The following is a 16,526-nucleotide window of genomic DNA, read 5'->3' as shown; positions in this document are numbered from 1 at the left end:
GTTCAAGGCGGGGGCGGGCGGGAAGCTGGGCAACGGCCGCCAGTACTGGAGCTTCATCGCGCTGCACGACCATGTCGCGGCGCTGCGCCACATCCTGGACACCGAGGCGCTGACCGGCCCGGTGAACCTGACCGGGCCGAAGCCCGTCACCAACGCCGAGGTGACCGCCGCGATGGGGCGGGTGCTGCGCCGCCCGACGCTGTTCCCCGTGCCGGCGGCCGCGTTGCGGCTCGCGCTCGGTGAGTTCGCGGAGGATGTGCTGGGCAGCCAGCGGGTGATCCCGGCGAAGCTGCTGGACTCCGGCTTCTCGTTCGCCTTCCCCGGCATCGACGGGGCGATCCGCGCCGCGCTGCGCTGACCCGTCCTCGGGGGTCCGGCCGCGCGGGCCGCCGGTCCCTCCCGTTCCCTCGGGGTCGTGTGCGCTCTCGCGGTCGTAACGCGGTCGTACGTGGTTCCTCGGGGGCCCGTAGGCGGCCCCGCGGGGTCGTACGCGGCCCCTCGCGGTGGTACCCGTTCTCTCGCGGTTTCTCGGGGGCCGGCCGCTCGCGCTCACGGTTTCTCGCGGGGCCGACCGATCGCGCCGGGGGCGCGTGTGCGACCCCGTGCCCCGGTGCTCCCCGGCGCGCGCGTCTGACGCAGTATCAGCCATCCTCCTAGCCTCGTTGCGAACTCCGGCATTCCGGGGGCCTGTTGGGGGCATGAGCCTCCCACCAGTCGCACCGACTCGGGGAGGGGCACGTGCGCAGCACGGCACACCACGCAGACGTGGTCATCATCGGGGCCGGAATCGCCGGCCTGTCAGCCGCCCACCTGCTCATCCGGGCGGGGCTCGGCGTCAGTGTCCTGGAGGCCGAGCCCCGGGTGGGCGGCCGGCTCGCCACCGACGAGATGGACGGGTTCCGGCTGGACCGGCTCGGCCCGCTCCTCTGCACGTCCTGGCCCGAGCTCACCGGCACCCCGGGGCTCGGCGCTCCGGAGCTGCGGGGGTTCGCGCCGGGCGTCCTGGTCCACAGCGAGGGCCGCCGCCAGCTCACCGGCGACATACGGAGCGCGAGGGGCGCACTCAAGGCAGTGCGCACCCGTTCGAGCGCCCCCCGAGCCACCCGGGCCTCCCGCGCGCCTTGGGCGGCGCAGGGCGCGTACGGGCACGAGCACGGCACCCCGGCGCGCGGGGGCGGCCGGGGCGGTGTGGTGACCGGCGCGATCGACCGGGCCCGGCTGGGCGCGGCGCTGTCCCGGCTGGCGGCCACCCCGGAGGCCCGGCTCCTGGCCCGCCCGGAGCGGACCGTCGTCGGCGCCCTGCCCGGCGTCGGTCTGCCCGCCCGTACGGTGGACGGCGTCCTGCGCCCCCTGCTCACGGCCCTGCTCAGCGACCCCGTCCTCACCACGTCGAGCCGACGCGCCGATCTCGCCCTGCGGGACTACGCGCGCGGCGGCCTGTGCGTACCGGCGGGCGGGTCGGCCGCGCTGCCGGAGCTGCTGGCGGCCGCGCTGCCGCCGGGCACGGTCCGGACCGGGGTGCATGTCACGGCCGCCGACATCACCTCCGTACGCACCAAGGAGCACGGCGAACTGGGGTGCCGCTCCCTGCTGCTGGCGACCGGCGCGGGTGCCGCGGCCGAGCTGCTGCCCGGTCTGCGGGTGCCGTCCTTCCACCCGGTGACGGTCCTTCACCACACCGCGCCCGCCCCGCCGCCCACGGGCAGGTCGCTGGTGCTGGACGGCGAACGGTCGGGCCCGGTGGCGTACACCGCGGTGATGAGCGAGGTCGACCCCTCGCGGGCGCCGGAGGGCCGGACGCTGATCACCTCGACGGTGCTCGGGACCCCGCCGCCGGACCTGGACCGCTCGGTGCGGGCGCACCTGGCGGCGCTCTACGGCGTACCGACGGACGGCTGGGAGCTGCTGGCGGCCCACCACGACCCGGAGGCGGTGCCCGCGATGGAGGCCCCGCACGATCCACGCCGCCCGGTGCGGGTGCTGGCCGGGCTGTACGTGTGCGGCGACCACCGCGACACGAGCACGGTCCAGGGCGCGCTGCACTCGGGGCGGCGGGCGGCCGAGGCGATCCTGACCGACCTGGCGGTCCCGGGCACGCACGAGGGGAGCCCGCGCCTGCCGGAGGCCGCGTGACGCACCCCGGCCGCTCCCCGGCCGGGTCAGCCGAGGGCGGCGACCCGGTCGCGGTAGCCGCGTACGGCGACCGCGTCCCGGTAGGGCTCCAGGCTGCGCTCGAAGGCGCGTACGTACTCCGTGGCGCGCACCGAACGCATCTCGGCCGCCTGCTGGGCCGCCTCCGCGCCCAGCAGGCAGGCCTGGTCCAGCTCGCCCAGGCCCAGCCGGGCCGAGGCGAGGACCACCCGGCAGAACAGCCTGCTGCGGGCGTACGCCGGTGCGCGCAGCTGGAGCGAGCGCTCGGCGTGCTGGGCGGCGGCCCGGTACTGCTGGAGGTCGCGGTGGCAGTGGCCCAGCTCGTCGGCGAGCTGCGCCTCGTCGAAGGTGCGGGCCCAGTGCGGCACGTCGTCGCCGGGGCGCGCCGTCTCCAGGGCGTGTTCGGCGCGGGTCAGGGCGGCGGTGCAGGAGCGCGCCTCACCGAGCACGCCGTGTCCGCGCGCCTCGACCGCGTGCAGCAGCGCCTGGACGAGGAGCGGGGCGGCCGAGCCGACGCCCTGCTGGGCCACGCGGGCGAGCTGGACGGCCTCCCTGCCGTGCCCGAGGTAGACCGCCTGGCGGCTCATCGTGATCAGGACGTAGGCGCCGTACGCGCGGTCGCCGGCGGCCTGGGCGAGCCGCAGCGCCTGGACGAAGTACCGCTGGGCCAGGCCGTGGGCGGCGATGTCGTACGAGGTCCAGCCGGCCAGCCGGGTCAGGTCGGCCACCGCGGCGAACAGCCGCCGTCCGGTGGCCTCGCCGTACGTGCCCCGGAGCATCGGCTCGGCCTCGTGCTCCAGATACCGCACGAGGGCCTGCCGGGCGTGGCCGCCGCCGTAGGCGTGGTCGAGGGTGCGGAACAGCTCGCCGACCGAGCGCAGCGCGGCGACGTCCCCGCCGCCGACCCGCTGGCCGGGGCCGCGGTCCGTCTGACGCTGGCGCGGGACCACGGGCAGCGCCCCGGTCCCGGGCGACGCCCCGGCGACGGGCGGATGCGCGGCGGGAGGATGCGTGGCGGACGGGTGCGTGGCGGACGGGCCCGGCGGCGTGGGCCGCAGCGGCCCGGTGGCCGGGCGCGGGAGTCCCCGGGCCTCGGTGCGTGGCACCCCGTCCGGGCGGCCGGGCGAGGGGACCGTGGCCTCTCCCCCGGCCCGGCGGGCGGCGGCGCCGTCCCGGGCCACCCATTCGTCGGCCCGGCCGATCAGCCAGTCACGGCTGGGGACGACGAGTCCGGCCGGGGTGAAGGCGATCTTGCGCAGCTCGATGTGGGTGCCGGAGTCCTTGCGCCAGAGACCGCTGACGATGTCGACCGCCTCGGCGGGGGTGGCCGCGAACTCCAGACCCGCGTAGACGGGTGCGCAGGCGTCGAGCCCCAGGTCCTGCGCGGAGAGCCGCCGTCCGAGCCGCCGGGTGAACACCTCGGCGATCAGCGCGGGCGTGGTGCCGCGCGGCTGCTGCCCCCGCAGCCAGCGAGTGACCGAGGTCTTGTCGTACCGCAGGTCGAGGCCGTGTTCGAGGCCGAGCTGATCGACCCGGCGGGCCAGGCCGGCGTGCGAGAATCCGGCTTCCGCGATGAGCGAGGCGAGTCGGCGGTTGGGCGTGCGCTGCGGGGGTCGTTCCGACATCAGCTGTACGGTCTCCTGCCTTCGGGGCCGGACGGGCAGCCCTCATGGGAACGGCGCGAATTTAGCGGCCACCGGAGCGGTCACAGCCACCCTTTGCTCCACGTTCATCCGATCGTGTGAGGATTCCGGGCGGAGCTGACGGAAACGTCCGGCCCGTGGACGGGTCCGGGACCAGGCCGTGGACGGGTCCGGGACCAGGCCGCGGACGGGTCCGGGACCAGGCCGTGGACGGGTCCGGGACCAGGCCGCGGACGGGTCCGGGACCAGGCCGCGGACGGGTCCGGGACCGGCCCCCGCACCTGGCGGGGGGCTGTTCGGGCGACGGTCGTACAGTGGATGCGGGCGCGATCAGTGCAGGGTTCCGTCACCCCGGGGACACCCCTCCGGGCACGCGGGACCCACGTAGGGAGGCATCGGTGAGCGAACTGCGGTTCGTCCGTCTGGGCTTCGGCGAACAGGCCGTCGAGTACGCGGAGGCTTGGCAGAAGCAGCGCGAGGTGCACGCCGACCGGTTCGAGGACCGGGTGCCGGACACCTGTCTGCTCCTGGAGCACCCGCCCGTCTACACCGCGGGGCGCCGCACGGCGGTGAGCGAGCGCCCGCTGGACGGCACCCCGGTCATCGATGTGGACCGCGGCGGGAAGATCACCTGGCACGGCCCCGGGCAGCTCGTCGGCTACCCGATCCAGAAGCTGCCGCGCCCGGTCGACGTCGTCGCGCACGTCCGCCGGCTGGAGGACGCGCTGATCCGCACGGCCGCCGACTTCGGCGTGGAGACCTCCCGGGTCGAGGGCCGCAGCGGCGTCTGGGTGCTCGGCGACCCGGTCGAGCGGCGCCAGGCGCTGGGCGGCCTCTCGCTGGACTTCGACCCGAGGCTCCAGGACGAGGAGTTCGACCCGCGGCTGAACGGCCCCGAGTACGCCCCGTCCAACGCCGGCCAGCGCCGTGAGGACCGCAAGCTGGCCGCGATCGGGATCCGGGTCGCCAAGGGCGTCACGATGCACGGCTTCGCCCTCAACGTGAACCCGGACAACACCTGGTTCGACCGGATCGTGCCGTGCGGCATCCGCGACGCGGGGGTCACGTCCCTCAGAGCCGAGCTGGGCCGGGAGATCACCATCGAGGAGGTGCTGCCGGTCGCCGAGAAGCATCTGCGGGACATCCTGGAGAACGCGGAGCTCGCACCGCGCCCGGTCGAGCAGCCGAAGACCGCGTCCACGACCCCGGCACCGGCCCCCGCCTAGGGCCCGGGAGGCCGTACCGGCCCCACCCTGTCCTACCGACCAGTAGACCCGACCGCAGCCACCGGCCGGGGAATAGGCCCCGTCGGCCGCAGGTTGGGCAGGCGTAAGGCCCTTTGATGTACGGGCGTACCCTGGTGTCAGCCAAAGAATCCCAAGCGATTCCCTCGCGCATCGCTCGCGCATCCCACGCGAACCCGACGCGAATCCAACGCAGCAGAGAGCAAAGGGGAGCCGGAGTGTCCGCTGTCGCACCCGACGGGCGCAAGATGCTGCGCCTGGAGGTCCGGAACAGCCAGACCCCCATCGAGCGCAAGCCCGAGTGGATCAAAACGCGGGCGAAGATGGGCCCCGAGTACAAGCAGCTGCAGCAGCTGGTGAAGGGCGAAGGGCTGCACACGGTCTGCCAGGAGGCGGGCTGCCCCAACATCTTCGAGTGCTGGGAGGACCGCGAGGCCACCTTCCTCATCGGCGGCGACCAGTGCACCCGGCGCTGCGACTTCTGCCAGATCGACACGGGCAAGCCGCAGGCGCTGGACCGTGACGAGCCCCGCCGCGTCGGCGAGTCGGTCGTCACGATGGACCTGAACTACGCCACCATCACCGGCGTCGCCCGCGACGACCTGGAGGACGGCGGCGCCTGGCTGTACGCCGAGACCGTCCGCCAGATCCACACGCTCACCGCTGAGCGGGAGGCCGGCGCGACCAAGGTCGAGCTGCTGATCCCCGACTTCAACGCCGAGCCCGAGCAGCTCGCCGAGGTCTTCTCCTCGCGCCCCGAGGTGCTCGCGCACAACGTGGAGACGGTGCCGCGGATCTTCAAGCGGATCCGCCCCGGCTTCCGCTACGAGCGTTCCCTGGAGGTCATCACCCGGGCCCGCGAGGCCGGTCTGATCACCAAGTCGAACCTGATCCTCGGCATGGGCGAGACCCGCGAGGAAGTCAGCGAGGCGCTCCAGGACCTGTACGACGCAGGTTGCGAGCTCATCACGATTACGCAGTACCTGCGCCCCTCCGTACGGCACCACCCGGTCGAGCGCTGGGTGAAGCCGCACGAGTTCGTCGAGCTGAAGGACGAGGCCGACGCGATCGGCTACTCCGGCGTGATGTCGGGCCCGCTGGTGCGGTCCTCGTACCGCGCGGGCCGTCTCTTCCAGCAGGCGATGGAGGCGCGCGGCGTCGCCGCCGCCGGGAGCAGTCAGGCCGCACAGGCCGTGTGAATCCGCTCACGAGCGAGCGCCGAGCAGTAACCGCACGCCGAAGCGGTCCGGACGCTCCCCGCAGGTCGGGGACGCGTACGGACCGCTTCGGCGTGCGCGGCGCCGGAATCAAGGCTTCATTGGTGTTTGACCGCCCGGTCATGCGCTGGTAACACCGAGCAGTGACCCTAGGTACACGTGCGGCAGCGACTCCAGCAGCCGCCGCCGCCACCGCTTCCCACACTCATCCGCGCCCCGGAGGCGCATCCGTTCCGAGGGGGAACACACGATGCAGGCCGCACCGGTCCGCGCCCACGCCCTTCCGTCCGTCACCACCGCCCTGCGCGCCGTCGAGTCGCTGCTGCTGAGCAGCGGCCAGCGCACCGCCCGCCGCAACGCCTGGACGGCCGTCCTGGAGGACCGCCGCCGCGCCAAGGACCGGGTGGAGGTCCAGCACGTGCTGGACGCCGTGGCCGACCACCGTTCCTAGGTCGCTCCCACGTTCTCGGGGCGCTCCCACGTTCCGGGGTCGCTCCCACGCCACGTAAACTTCCGTACATGGCGAGGAAGGCAAAAACTGAAGGCGCGGACAGCGCCGAGAACGCAGGGCGGCTCAAGCAGATCGCCCTGACCTACAAGATGACCAGGCGGACCGACAGCAAGATCGGTCTTGTCGTCGCGGGTGTCGGAATCGTCACGTTCGGTGTCCTCCTCGGCATCGGCTTCGCGATCGGACACCCGGTCTATCTGGGCATCCTGGGCTTCGTCCTGGCCATCCTCGCGATGGCGATCATCTTCGGCCGGCGCGCCGAGCGGGCGGCCTTCGGACAGATGGAGGGCCAGCCCGGAGCGGCGGCCGCCGTCCTGGACCGGATCGGACGCGGCTGGACCACCACCCCCGCGGTGGCGATGAACCGCAGCCAGGACGTCGTCCACCGGGCGGTCGGCAAGGCCGGCATCGTCCTGGTGGCCGAGGGCAACCCGAACCGGGTGAAGGGCCTGCTGGCGTCGGAGAAGAAGAAGATGGCCCGCATCGTGGTGGACGTGCCGGTGCACGACATCATCGTCGGCAACGGCGAGGGCCAGGTGCCCCTGAAGAAGGTCCGCACCAAGATGCTGAAGCTTCCCCGCGTCCTGACCGGCCCGCAGGTGACCTCCACCAACGACCGGCTGCGCGCGATGGGCGACCTGATGAGCAACATGCCGCTGCCGAAGGGCCCGATGCCCAAGGGCATGCGGATGCCGCGCGGCGGGAAGATGCGCTGACCACGGCGACAGACGCGAAACGGGGCGGCCCCGGACCGGTGAACGGTCCCGGGGCCGCCCCGTTTCTCATGTCCGTACCCGGGGTGTCACATCCGGCTTCTCTGGTCCGTACCGGGTTTCTCTGGTCCGTACCGGGTTCTCATGCCCGTACCGGGTTCTCATGCCCGTACCCGGGGGGGGGTGTCACATCCGGACCTGTACGGCACGCGACAGCCGGTCGTGCAGTCCGCGCCCGTCGCGGTCCCAGACCAGCGCGGGAATGACGAGCAGGAGCAGGACGGTCCGCACGACGACCCGCACGAACCCGAGCCGCCCGCCGTCGTCGGCGACCACCCGCACGCCCAGGAGGCGCTTCCCGGGCGTGCAGCCGATGGTGCCGACGGTCAGCAGGCTCATCACGAGGAAGACCCCGAGTGCCCAGTTCCCCGCCGCCTGCTGGTCACCGCGAGCGAGCAGCCCGTATGCGATCACCATGCAGAGCGACCAGTCGATGAAGAGGGCCCCGAAGCGCCGTCCGAGCGGAGCGACCGAGCCGGGCCCCTCCTCGGGCAGCCCGAGCCCCTTGCCCCGGTAGCCGAAGTCGGCGCCCATCTCCTCGGCGGCCGCGCGGGGCCCCGAGAGCCACGATCCGATTGCTTGCCTGTTGTCCACCCGTCCACGGTACTGCGCCCATGTTTGCCCCCGGCCGGGCGGGGCACCGGAAACAGTCGCGGAGATGCCGCCCGCCACCGCCCCGGTTAACTTGGGCGAAACAAATGGGTCACGCTTGAGAAATCACGCCTGCCTATGGTCGGGTCCAGCGTGTGCCACCGCACTGGCCGCACCACGAGCTACAACCCCGTCCCTCCCGGGCCGGGAGTAGGAGGAGTTGGATGTTCCAGAACGCCGACGAAGTGCAGAAGTACGTAGCGGACAACGACGTCAAGTTCATCGATGTCCGGTTCTGCGACCTGCCCGGGGTGATGCAGCACTTCACGATCCCGGCAGCGACCTTCGACCCGGCCGAGGAACTGGCCTTCGACGGTTCGTCGATCCGCGGCTTCCAGGCCATCCACGAGTCGGACATGGCGCTGCGCGCGGACCTGTCGACGGCCCGGGTGGACCCCTTCCGCCGTGACAAGACCGTCAACATCAACTTCTTCATCCACGACCCGATCACGGGCGAGCAGTACAGCCGTGACCCGCGCAACATCGCGAAGAAGGCCGAGGCCTACCTCGCCTCGACCGGCTTCGCGGACACCGCGTACTTCGGCCCGGAGGCCGAGTTCTACGTCTTCGACAACGTCCGCTTCCAGACGTCGGCGAACGAGAGCTTCTACCACATCGACTCCGAGGCCGGCGCCTGGAACACCGGGTCGGAGGAGAACAACCGCGGCTACAAGGTCCGCTACAAGGGCGGCTACTTCCCGACCCCGCCGGTCGACCACTTCGCCGACCTGCGTGCCGAGATCTCCCTGGAGCTGGACAAGAACGGCCTCCAGGTCGAGCGCCAGCACCACGAGGTCGGCACGGCCGGCCAGGCCGAGATCAACTACAAGTTCAACACGCTGCTCGCCGCGGCCGACGACCTGATGCTCTTCAAGTACATCGTGAAGAACGTCGCCTGGCGCAACGGCAAGACCGCGACCTTCATGCCGAAGCCGATCTTCGGCGACAACGGCTCGGGCATGCACGTGCACCAGTCGCTGTGGCAGGGCGGCGTTCCGCTCTTCTACGACGAGCAGGGTTACGCCGGCCTCTCGGACATGGCCCGCTACTACATCGGCGGCATCCTGAAGCACGCCCCGTCGCTGCTGGCCTTCACCAACCCGACGGTGAACTCCTACCACCGCCTGGTCCCCGGCTTCGAGGCCCCGGTCAACATGGTGTACTCGCAGCGCAACCGCTCCGCCGCGATGCGCATCCCGATCACCGGCTCGAACCCGAAGGCCAAGCGCGTCGAGTTCCGGGCCCCGGACCCGTCCTCGAACCCGTACCTCGCGTTCTCGGCGCTGCTGATGGCGGGCCTGGACGGCGTGAAGAACAAGATCGAGCCGGCCGAGCCGATCGACAAGGACCTCTACGAGCTGGCTCCCGAGGAGCACGCCAACGTCCAGCAGGTCCCGACGTCCCTCCCGGCCGTGCTCGACGCCCTGGAGGCGGACAACGAGTACCTCCAGGCGGGCGGCGTCTTCACGTCGGACCTGATCGAGACGTGGATCGACTACAAGCGCACGAACGAGATCGCCCCGATCCAGCTGCGGCCGCACCCGCACGAGTTCGAGCTGTACTTCGACATCTAGGACCGCCACGGGCCGGGCTCACCCGCGCCCGGGACGGCGAGGGCCGCCACCTCCTTCCGGAGGTGGCGGCCCTCGCCGCGTGAGGAAGGCCCTCCAGTCGGCCGGCAGCCTTATGCGATGGCCAGGAGGTCCGCCGGTAGCCGATCATGAGGGCATGCCGGAGCAGCCGATCAGCACCCTCAGCCTGCGCCACGTCCTCCCGCCCGCGGGGGCGGACACCTGGGTCGAGGTACGTCCGTTCATCGACGGGAGGGACCTCCTGAAGGAGTTCTACCCCGACGGGCTGGGAAACTGCCGCCAGGAGTGGGACGGCCCGGCGGAGAAGTGGCCGTTGACGCCGACGCAGGATTCCGGGCTCGTCATCGTGGGCGAACCCGACTGCCATCCGGGGTGCTGCGGAGCGCTCTTCGTCGACATCCGGCGTGCGGGCGACCGGGTGCTCTGGTCGTCCTGGAAGAACACCAGCAGCGTGCACGCCCCGCTTCCGGACGATCTTCACTTCGACGCCGCCCAGTACGACGCCGAGCTGGCGCGCGCAGCAGCCGACCTGACGTGGGAAGAGCCGATGGACACCGTCGCCCGACTCCTGGGGAAGACGCTGGTGGACAGCGGCTGGTTCGAGCGTTGGGGATGTGTCCTGGAGCGGGTGCGGTCCTCGCGCGAAGAGCCCTGCGGGGTCGAGGTCCAGTTCACGCGGGAGCGAGGGCCCGGCGACCACCCCAGCCGGTTCGGTTACGAACTGCCCGTCACGTGGACCGAGCCGGCCGAGGACCAGGCCCTGCGGTTCGCGGCGGCGATCCTGGCGGAGGACCCGCGCGGCACCGCCGAGCAGTGGGGCGACTGAAGCTCCCCCTCATGGTCGTCCCCGGACGGGCCCACGCCGCCGGCGGCACCCCCTCACCGCAGCGCCGGCCGTGCCCGCCCCGCCCAGTACTCGTCCGCCGTGATGCCGAGCAGGACCACGTCGTGGTACGTGCCCGCGAAGAACTCGTGCTGGCGCAGGCGGCCCTCCTCCACGAAGCCGAGTCTGCGGTAGAGGGCCAGGGAGGCGTCGTTGAAGGCGTACACCTCCACCTCGCACTTGTGGCTGCGCTGTTCGGCGAACATGTAGGTGAGGACCAGTTCGGAGGCCTCGGCCGCGTAGCCCTGGCGGCGGTGTTCCCGGGTGACCTCGATGCCCGTGCGGAAGCGGCCTGCCCGGGCGTCCGTCTCGCCGACCGAGACCGCGCCGACGAAGGCGTGCTCGAAGCGGGTCTCGATGACCAGTTGGTACGCGGCCGGGTTCGGGGTGCGGCCGGCGCGCTCGGTGGCCCACGCGCGGAAGCTCTCGTCGGAGCGGGGTGGCTCCACCACGTCGGCGTTACGGGCGTCCACCGTGTGCAGGGCCAGGGCCCGGAAGCCCTCCCAGTCCTGCGGTTCGACGCCCCGCAGGCGTATCCTCTCGCCGGTCCACAGGTCGGTCATCGCTCTCCACTGTTTCGGCGGCCCGTGCGGGGGCCGTGTTGCGGTGATGTGGTGGTGTGCTGCGGTTGCGTGAGGTGGGCGGCGATGGTTCTCGCGCAGGTCAGGGACTCCGTGTGGGTCGTGTCGACCTCCAGGTCGTACGCCACGCCCCGGTGGACCGTCTCCGCCTGGGCTGCGGCCATGCCCCTCGGGCGGTCCCCCCGGGCGACCTCACGGGCCTCGGCCACCGTGCCCTCGCAACGGACGCCCACCCAGAGGACGTCCAGGCCCGTCAGCGCCTTCCGCCACGGTTCCCGGGAGGCCGGGCCGCCGAGGAACACGTCGTCGACGATGACCCGGGCGCCCGCCCGTACCATCGCGGCGACCCCCTCGCGCCAGGCCGACTCCAGCCTGCGGAACTCCGGCCCGACCGCCACGCCGCCGTCCTCGGCGAACTCGATGCCCGCGTCCGAGGTGCGCAGGGACGCGGGCAGCGCATCGACGAAAGAGTCGATCGCGGCGGCGAGCCACGGGTCCGGCAGTTCCGCCTGGAGGCAGCGGACGATGCCGGACTTGCCGGAGCTGGAGCCGCCGTTCAACACGATCACCTGGGTTGCCACCCGGTCACAGTAGAGGGAACCGGTGCGGTGTTCGACGCGATTACGGGACAGACCTTCAGGCGGGCCTGATCGTGGCCAGTTGCGCGAGGAGCAGGATCAGCCGGTACGCCGTCGCGTAGTCGGGGGACGTGAAGGTGACCGTACGAGCGCCCCCGGCGCGTGAGACGCCCGGTACGAGGGTCGCCAGGTCGATGGTGTGCGGGCTCGCGAGGTCGACCTCCACGTCCAGCGGGGCGGGGGCGAGCGTCAGGGGCTCGATGGCCGCGCGGCGGGTCACCGCGTCCGCCGCCGCCCGGCGCAGCCGGTCCCGGGCCTCCTCCGGGTGCAGCGTCACGGCGGCCGCCATGCCCAGGGCCTCCTTGACCGCGACGGTGACCGCCCCGGGGACCAGGTCGGTCATCTCGGCGCAGGCCGCGTCGTCGCCGCTGAGCAGGACGACCGGTACGCCGAGGTGGCCGGCCATGGCGGCGTTGAGCCCGGTCTCGCCCAGGGAACGGCCGGCCACCCGTACGTCGAGGATCTCGTCGTTCATGGTGTGCGCCAGCACGCCGGGCCCCTCGCCCGCGCGGACGTGGTAGCCGACGAACAGCGCCGCGTCGGTATCCTCGTCGAGCCCGGCGAGCATGTGCAGCGCGCGCGGCTTGCCCCGGACCAGGCGGGCCCGGCGGTCGAGCTGTTCCGGCAGCAGGTTGCGGAAGGTGCCGTGCGCGTCGGCGACCAGCACCTCGGCCGTGGGTTCGGCGTCCAGGACGCCCGCGACGGCCGCGTTCGCGTCGGCCGTCATCAGCTCCCGGCCGCGCTGGTAGTCGTAGCGCTCGGGGTTCGTCTCGCTGGGATGGACGATTCCCGAGACGCCTTCCATGTCGACCGAGATGAGTATCTTCATGGGCCGACAACCTACGCGGGCACCGTGGTGCGCCGATGGATGCCGCCAAGTGGCGGCGCATGGGGGCGGGGCGAATCCGTGGAGATGAGCAAACCGTCCTCGTACGGCGGTTCACCGCGTACGGCAACGGCGTCCGGCGCTTTCGCCAACGCCTCGTGCAGCGGATTCTGACGTCCGGTCAGGGCTGTGCCCCCGGCCGGAACGGCAGGGGGCACAGGGCGATCGGCAGTCGGTCCGGGTCGGTCCCGGTCAGCGGCCGTAGCGGATCAGGGCGCGGACCATGCGGCAGGTGGTGTCGGACGGCGGGTGGATGCCGAGGCGCTCGGCCGTGACCCGTATCCGGTGGTTTCCCGCGCTGGAGGGCTGGTAGACCCCGCTGTCGAGCAGGGCGATGGCCAGGCGCATGGCCTTGAGGCGGCGGTTGTGGGAGACGTACCACTCGCGGGGGCGGCCTGCGGGCAGTCGCTTCTTCGTCGGCGGGGCGGGAAGCGGCGGGTGGAAGGGCATCGGGAGCTGTCGGTCGAGCGGCTCGGTCGTGACTGTGGCAACAGCCATTCGGCATCCTCCTGGCAGCGTGGTGGAACCCTCACGAACTCCCTCCATTTTACTGCTCCCCACTGACAATCGACCCTGGCCAGAGCCTATTTCGGCAGTCCCTCGCTTAACCTCGGCCCCATGGAGATCTGGATCAATCCGGCCTGTTCGAAGTGCCGCGGCGCGCTCACCCTGCTCGACGCGGAAGGGGCCGAATACACCGTCCGCCGCTACCTGGAGGACGTGCCCTCGCCCGAGGAGATCCGGGCCGTGCTGGACCGGCTCGGTCTGGAGCCGTGGGACATCACACGGACCCAGGAGACGGCGGCGAAGGAGCTGGGGCTGAAGGACTGGCCGCGGGAGGCCGGTTCGCGGGAGCGGTGGCTCGTCGCGCTGTCGGAGCACCCGAAGCTGATCCAGCGGCCGATCATCACCGCCGAGGACGGCACGGCCGTGGTGGCGCGGAGCGAGGAAGCGGTGCGGGACGCGCTGGGGCGGTAGCGGTCCCCGGCTCGGCCGGAAACGACCTCGCCGCCCGGCGCCGATCCGGGCCCGGCCACCCGGGCCGGCCCCCGGCGGAAGCCCTCAGCGTTCGTCCGTGCCCGCGCGCTTGGCGGTGGACAGGGCTATGCGGTTCCAGGTGTTGATCGTGAGGATCAGGGCCAGCAGGTGGGCCAGCTCCTCCTCGTCGAAGTGGGCCGCCGCCCGGTCGTAGACCTCGTCCGGGACGCCGGCGTCCCCGATCCGGGTGACCGCGTCCGTCAGGGCCAGGGCGGCCTGTTCCCGCTCGGTGAAGAAGTGGTCCGCCTCGTGCCACACCGCGACCATGTGCAGGCGGTCCTCGCTCTCGCCCGCCTTCCGCGCGTCCGTGGTGTGCATGTGCAGGCAGTACGCGCAGCGGTTCAGGTGCGAGGCGCGGATCTGGACCAGTTCGACCAGCGTCGGGTCCAGGCCCGCGCGGGCCGCCGCGTCCAGGCCGATCACGGCCCGGAAGACCTTCGGGGCGCTCTTCGCGAAGTCGAGCCGGGCCGTGTGCCTGTTGCTCCGGACGGTGGTGGCGGGGGTGGTGGTGCGGTCGTTCGTCTTGATCTGCGTCGTCGTCATGGGTACGAATCTAGGGTGACAAGCGACTGGGTGCGGGGTGCATTTCTGTGATGAATTCATGGGTCAATTCCGCGGAGATCCTGGGCAGCGATCTGCCCCTGGAGCTCTCCGGCACCGGTAACCGCCGGGCCCTGCTGATGGACGCGCTGCGCGAGGCCGTGCGCAGCGGGCGGCTCGCCCCCGGCACCCGGCTGCCGCCCTACCGTTCCCTGGCCGCCGATCTCGGCCTGGCCCGCAACACCGTCGCCGACGCGTACGCCGAGCTGGTCGCGGAGGGGTGGCTGGCCGCCCGGCAGGGCTCGGGGACACGGGTCGCCGAGCGGGCCGTCCCGGTCACCCCCGTTCACCGGCCGCGCACCCCCGAGCGCGCCGCCCGCCCGGTCCATGACCTGGTCCAGGGGCAGCCCGACCCCTCGGTCTTCCCGCGCACCGCCTGGCTGGCCTCGGCGCGGCGTGCTCTCGCGGCCGCCCCCGACGACGCGTTCGGGCCCGGCGATCCGCACGGGCGGCCCGAGTTGCGGCGGGCCCTCGCCGGATATCTGGCCCGGGTGCGCGGGGTGCGGGCCGCGCCGGAGCGGATCGTGCTGTGCTCGGGGGCCGCGCACGGGCTGCGGCTGTTGGCGGAGGTGGTGGGCGGCCCGTGGGCGGCGGAGGAGTACGGCCTGCCCTTCCACCGCGCACTGCTCGCCTCCCACGGGGTCGGCACCCGGCCGCTCGGCGTGGACGCGGACGGCGCCCGGGTCGACGGGCTCACCCGCCACGACCGTGCCGTACTCCTCACGCCCGCCCACCAGTTCCCCACCGGCGGTCCGCTGCACCCCGCGCGGCGGGCGGCCGTCGTCGACTGGGCCCGCGCCACCGGCGGGCTCGTCGTCGAGGACGACTACGACGGGGAGTTCCGCTACGACCGGCAGCCCGTGGGTGCTGTTCAAGGGCTCGATCCCGAGCATGTGGTGCTGGTGGGGTCGGTGAGCAAGAGCCTGTCCCCCACCCTCCGGATCGGGTGGATGGTGCTGCCCCAGCGGCTCGTCGGCCCCGTCGTCGCGGCGAAGGGCGAGCGGGAGCAGTTCTCCAGCGCCACCGAGCAGCTGACGCTCGCGGACTTCGTCGCGTCGGGGGCGTACGACCGGCAGGTCCGCCGGATGCGGCAGCGCCACCGCCGCCGCCGGGACCAACTGGTGGCGGTCCTGGAGCGGCGGGCCCCGCACGTCCGGGTCACCGGGATCGCGGCCGGCCTGCACGCGGTGCTGGAACTGCCGCCCGGCACCGAGCGTTCGGCGGTCCGGGCGGCGGCCTGGCAGGGGCTGGCGGTCGAGGGCCTCGCCGACTACCTGCATCCGGGGGCGGAGCAGGCGGAGGGCCCCCGGGACGGGCTCGTCGTCGGATACGCGACGCCGGCAGAGCCCGCCTACCCGGAGGCGTTGGAGGCCCTGTGCCGGGCCCTTCCGCCGGGGTGAGCCGGCGGAGAGCCGCGGAGCCCGTGCCGACGTGCCTGGAGGCGTTGGATGTCCGGGAGCCCGGGAGGCCAGGAGGCCCGTGGGTGCCGCACGCCCGCGCCCTGCGGGTGCCGCATGCCCGCGCCCCGTGGGTGTCGCACACCCGCGCCCCTCCCTCCCGCCGGTCAGCCCGCCTGTGCCTGCGTCTCCGCCGCCACCAGCAGCTCCGTGAGGTGGAGGCCGAAGCGCGCGTCGCAGGCGTGCGGCACCCCCGTGCGTACCGCTTCGGCCAGGGCGTCCACCGCGCCCCGGAACGCGGTCTCCGCGCCGTCCCAGTCGGGGACCGACGCCGTGCCCCGCTCGCCCCGGAACTCGATCTCGACGCCCGCCGCGCCGGGCGGGGCGCTCAGCCCGAGGGTCACCGTGCTGGACGCGCCGGAGGTGTGGCGCAGGATCAGGTGGGTGGTGTCGGCCGGCCCGCGGGCTGCGGTCAGGTGCTCCACGTCGCCCAGGACCGGGATCAGCACGGAGAGCGCGTGCGGGCCGACGTCCCACAGGCCGCCCTTCTCGCGCCGCCACGGGGAGTCCGCGTACGCGCTGGTCGAACCCGCCGCGTAGAGCGATCCCAGCCACTGGGCGCGAGCCGTGAACCAGCCGCCCACCGCCGCCTGTTCGGCGATCCACGCGGAGGTCTCGGGCGCGAACCGGAGCGTGCAGAAGACGACCGAGGCCCTGTCTC

At 72.9% G+C, this 16,526-nt stretch carries 17 protein-coding genes and 1 pseudogene; 10 read left to right on the top strand and 8 right to left on the bottom strand.

Features of this window, described 5'->3' with window-relative positions; genetic code table 11:
- Both HET64_RS24405 and HET64_RS24400 read left to right on the top strand, forming a co-directional pair.
- Window positions 1-358 (top strand): DUF1731 domain-containing protein (locus HET64_RS24405; protein WP_215108941.1); only part of this gene is annotated, 358 nt, incomplete at its 5' end.
- Between the two features lie 380 nt (window positions 359-738).
- Window positions 739-2,133, top strand: coding sequence for an FAD-dependent oxidoreductase (locus HET64_RS24400; RefSeq protein WP_215108939.1), 1,395 nt, complete (start codon window positions 739-741; stop codon window positions 2,131-2,133).
- A 26-nt stretch (window positions 2,134-2,159) separates the two neighbouring features.
- Here HET64_RS24400 and HET64_RS24395 read toward each other — a convergent pair whose 3' ends face one another.
- On the bottom strand, window positions 2,160-3,776 hold the full coding sequence (locus HET64_RS24395; protein ID WP_215108937.1) for a regulator: 1,617 nt from the start codon (window positions 3,774-3,776) through the stop codon (window positions 2,160-2,162).
- 416 nt (window positions 3,777-4,192) lie between these two features.
- On the opposite strand from HET64_RS24395, the gene lipB reads away from it, so the two are divergent.
- From lipB to HET64_RS24375, 4 genes are all read left to right on the top strand, one after another.
- Window positions 4,193-5,020, top strand: coding sequence for a lipoyl(octanoyl) transferase LipB (gene lipB, locus HET64_RS24390; RefSeq protein WP_215108934.1), 828 nt, complete (start codon window positions 4,193-4,195; stop codon window positions 5,018-5,020).
- A gap of 236 nt (window positions 5,021-5,256) precedes the next feature.
- Window positions 5,257-6,237 carry a lipoyl synthase gene (gene lipA / locus HET64_RS24385; protein WP_215108932.1) on the top strand — a complete coding sequence of 327 codons (981 nt, stop codon included), beginning with the start codon at window positions 5,257-5,259 and terminating at the stop codon, window positions 6,235-6,237.
- Window positions 6,238-6,505: 268 nt separating this feature from the next.
- Complete coding sequence (locus HET64_RS24380; RefSeq protein ID WP_097984403.1) at window positions 6,506-6,706, top strand: hypothetical protein; 201 nt, start codon at window positions 6,506-6,508, stop codon at window positions 6,704-6,706.
- 68 nt (window positions 6,707-6,774) lie between these two features.
- Window positions 6,775-7,482, top strand: a complete 708-nt coding sequence (locus HET64_RS24375) for a DUF4191 domain-containing protein (RefSeq protein WP_215108930.1) — start codon at window positions 6,775-6,777, stop codon at window positions 7,480-7,482.
- Between the two features lie 183 nt (window positions 7,483-7,665).
- Here the strand turns inward: HET64_RS24375 and HET64_RS24370 are convergent, their stop codons facing one another.
- Window positions 7,666-8,073, bottom strand: coding sequence for an RDD family protein (locus HET64_RS24370; protein WP_215108943.1), 408 nt, complete (start codon window positions 8,071-8,073; stop codon window positions 7,666-7,668).
- A 281-nt stretch (window positions 8,074-8,354) separates the two neighbouring features.
- Between HET64_RS24370 and glnA the strand changes: the two genes are divergently transcribed.
- Both glnA and HET64_RS24360 read left to right on the top strand, forming a co-directional pair.
- Window positions 8,355-9,764, top strand: a complete 1,410-nt coding sequence (gene glnA / locus HET64_RS24365; protein WP_007450202.1) for a type I glutamate--ammonia ligase — start codon at window positions 8,355-8,357, stop codon at window positions 9,762-9,764.
- A 154-nt stretch (window positions 9,765-9,918) separates the two neighbouring features.
- On the top strand, window positions 9,919-10,608 hold the full coding sequence (locus HET64_RS24360; RefSeq protein ID WP_215108928.1) for a hypothetical protein: 690 nt from the start codon (window positions 9,919-9,921) through the stop codon (window positions 10,606-10,608).
- A 53-nt stretch (window positions 10,609-10,661) separates the two neighbouring features.
- Here HET64_RS24360 and HET64_RS24355 read toward each other — a convergent pair whose 3' ends face one another.
- The 4 genes from HET64_RS24355 to HET64_RS24340 all read right to left on the bottom strand — a co-directional run bounded on the left by HET64_RS24355 (window position 10,662) and on the right by HET64_RS24340 (window position 13,268).
- Window positions 10,662-11,228 (bottom strand): GNAT family N-acetyltransferase, encoded by a 567-nt coding sequence (locus tag HET64_RS24355; RefSeq protein WP_215108926.1) that lies wholly within the window; start codon window positions 11,226-11,228, stop codon window positions 10,662-10,664.
- Window positions 11,225-11,827 (bottom strand): chloramphenicol phosphotransferase CPT, encoded by a 603-nt coding sequence (gene cpt / locus HET64_RS24350; RefSeq protein ID WP_308370351.1) that lies wholly within the window; start codon window positions 11,825-11,827, stop codon window positions 11,225-11,227. The genes HET64_RS24355 and cpt overlap by 4 nt, the downstream gene beginning before the upstream one ends.
- A 55-nt stretch (window positions 11,828-11,882) precedes the next feature.
- The gene (locus tag HET64_RS24345; protein WP_215108924.1) at window positions 11,883-12,713 is read right to left on the bottom strand and encodes a M55 family metallopeptidase; all 831 of its coding nucleotides are present in this window, start codon (window positions 12,711-12,713) and stop codon (window positions 11,883-11,885) included.
- A 249-nt stretch (window positions 12,714-12,962) separates the two neighbouring features.
- A complete protein-coding gene (locus tag HET64_RS24340; protein ID WP_215108922.1) occupies window positions 12,963-13,268 on the bottom strand; it encodes a hypothetical protein in 306 nt (101 codons plus the stop codon).
- A 120-nt stretch (window positions 13,269-13,388) separates the two neighbouring features.
- On the opposite strand from HET64_RS24340, the gene HET64_RS24335 reads away from it, so the two are divergent.
- Entirely contained in the window at window positions 13,389-13,748 is a 360-nt protein-coding gene (locus HET64_RS24335; RefSeq protein ID WP_215108920.1) for an arsenate reductase family protein, read from the top strand.
- An 84-nt stretch (window positions 13,749-13,832) separates the two neighbouring features.
- Here the strand turns inward: HET64_RS24335 and HET64_RS24330 are convergent, their stop codons facing one another.
- Complete coding sequence (locus tag HET64_RS24330) at window positions 13,833-14,351, bottom strand: carboxymuconolactone decarboxylase family protein (RefSeq protein ID WP_215108918.1); 519 nt, start codon at window positions 14,349-14,351, stop codon at window positions 13,833-13,835.
- A 50-nt stretch (window positions 14,352-14,401) separates the two neighbouring features.
- Between HET64_RS24330 and HET64_RS24325 the strand changes: the two genes are divergently transcribed.
- Window positions 14,402-15,808: a PLP-dependent aminotransferase family protein gene (locus HET64_RS24325; RefSeq protein ID WP_215108916.1), complete on the top strand. Its 1,407-nt coding sequence runs from the start codon at window positions 14,402-14,404 to the stop codon at window positions 15,806-15,808.
- Between the two features lie 164 nt (window positions 15,809-15,972).
- Here HET64_RS24325 and HET64_RS24320 read toward each other — a convergent pair.
- Window positions 15,973-16,526, bottom strand: a pseudogene (locus tag HET64_RS24320) (gfo/Idh/MocA family oxidoreductase); the annotation flags it as partial.

Origin of the sequence: Streptomyces sp. McG3 (genome assembly GCF_018619185.1) — a bacterium.
Lineage (GTDB): Bacteria > Actinomycetota > Actinomycetes > Streptomycetales > Streptomycetaceae > Streptomyces.
Note: the sequence above shows the minus strand (reverse complement) of the source record. Positions and strands in the feature narration are given on the sequence as shown.

What these genes read in the sequence shown, in the direction of transcription:
- HET64_RS24370 (WP_215108943.1), bottom strand. Translation starts at nt 8,073, where the DNA reads ATGGGCGCCGACTTCGGCTACCGGGGCAAGGGGCTCGGGCTGCCCGAG.
- HET64_RS24375 (WP_215108930.1), top strand. Translation starts at nt 6,775, where the DNA reads ATGGCGAGGAAGGCAAAAACTGAAGGCGCGGACAGCGCCGAGAACGCA.
- HET64_RS24360 (WP_215108928.1), top strand. Translation starts at nt 9,919, where the DNA reads ATGCCGGAGCAGCCGATCAGCACCCTCAGCCTGCGCCACGTCCTCCCG.
- HET64_RS24340 (WP_215108922.1), bottom strand. Translation starts at nt 13,268, where the DNA reads ATGGCTGTTGCCACAGTCACGACCGAGCCGCTCGACCGACAGCTCCCG.
- HET64_RS24330 (WP_215108918.1), bottom strand. Translation starts at nt 14,351, where the DNA reads ATGACGACGACGCAGATCAAGACGAACGACCGCACCACCACCCCCGCC.
- HET64_RS24395 (WP_215108937.1), bottom strand. Translation starts at nt 3,776, where the DNA reads ATGTCGGAACGACCCCCGCAGCGCACGCCCAACCGCCGACTCGCCTCG.
- HET64_RS24345 (WP_215108924.1), bottom strand. Translation starts at nt 12,713, where the DNA reads ATGAAGATACTCATCTCGGTCGACATGGAAGGCGTCTCGGGAATCGTC.
- HET64_RS24380 (WP_097984403.1), top strand. Translation starts at nt 6,506, where the DNA reads ATGCAGGCCGCACCGGTCCGCGCCCACGCCCTTCCGTCCGTCACCACC.
- glnA (WP_007450202.1), top strand. Translation starts at nt 8,355, where the DNA reads ATGTTCCAGAACGCCGACGAAGTGCAGAAGTACGTAGCGGACAACGAC.
- HET64_RS24355 (WP_215108926.1), bottom strand. Translation starts at nt 11,228, where the DNA reads ATGACCGACCTGTGGACCGGCGAGAGGATACGCCTGCGGGGCGTCGAA.
- HET64_RS24325 (WP_215108916.1), top strand. Translation starts at nt 14,402, where the DNA reads ATGAATTCATGGGTCAATTCCGCGGAGATCCTGGGCAGCGATCTGCCC.
- HET64_RS24335 (WP_215108920.1), top strand. Translation starts at nt 13,389, where the DNA reads ATGGAGATCTGGATCAATCCGGCCTGTTCGAAGTGCCGCGGCGCGCTC.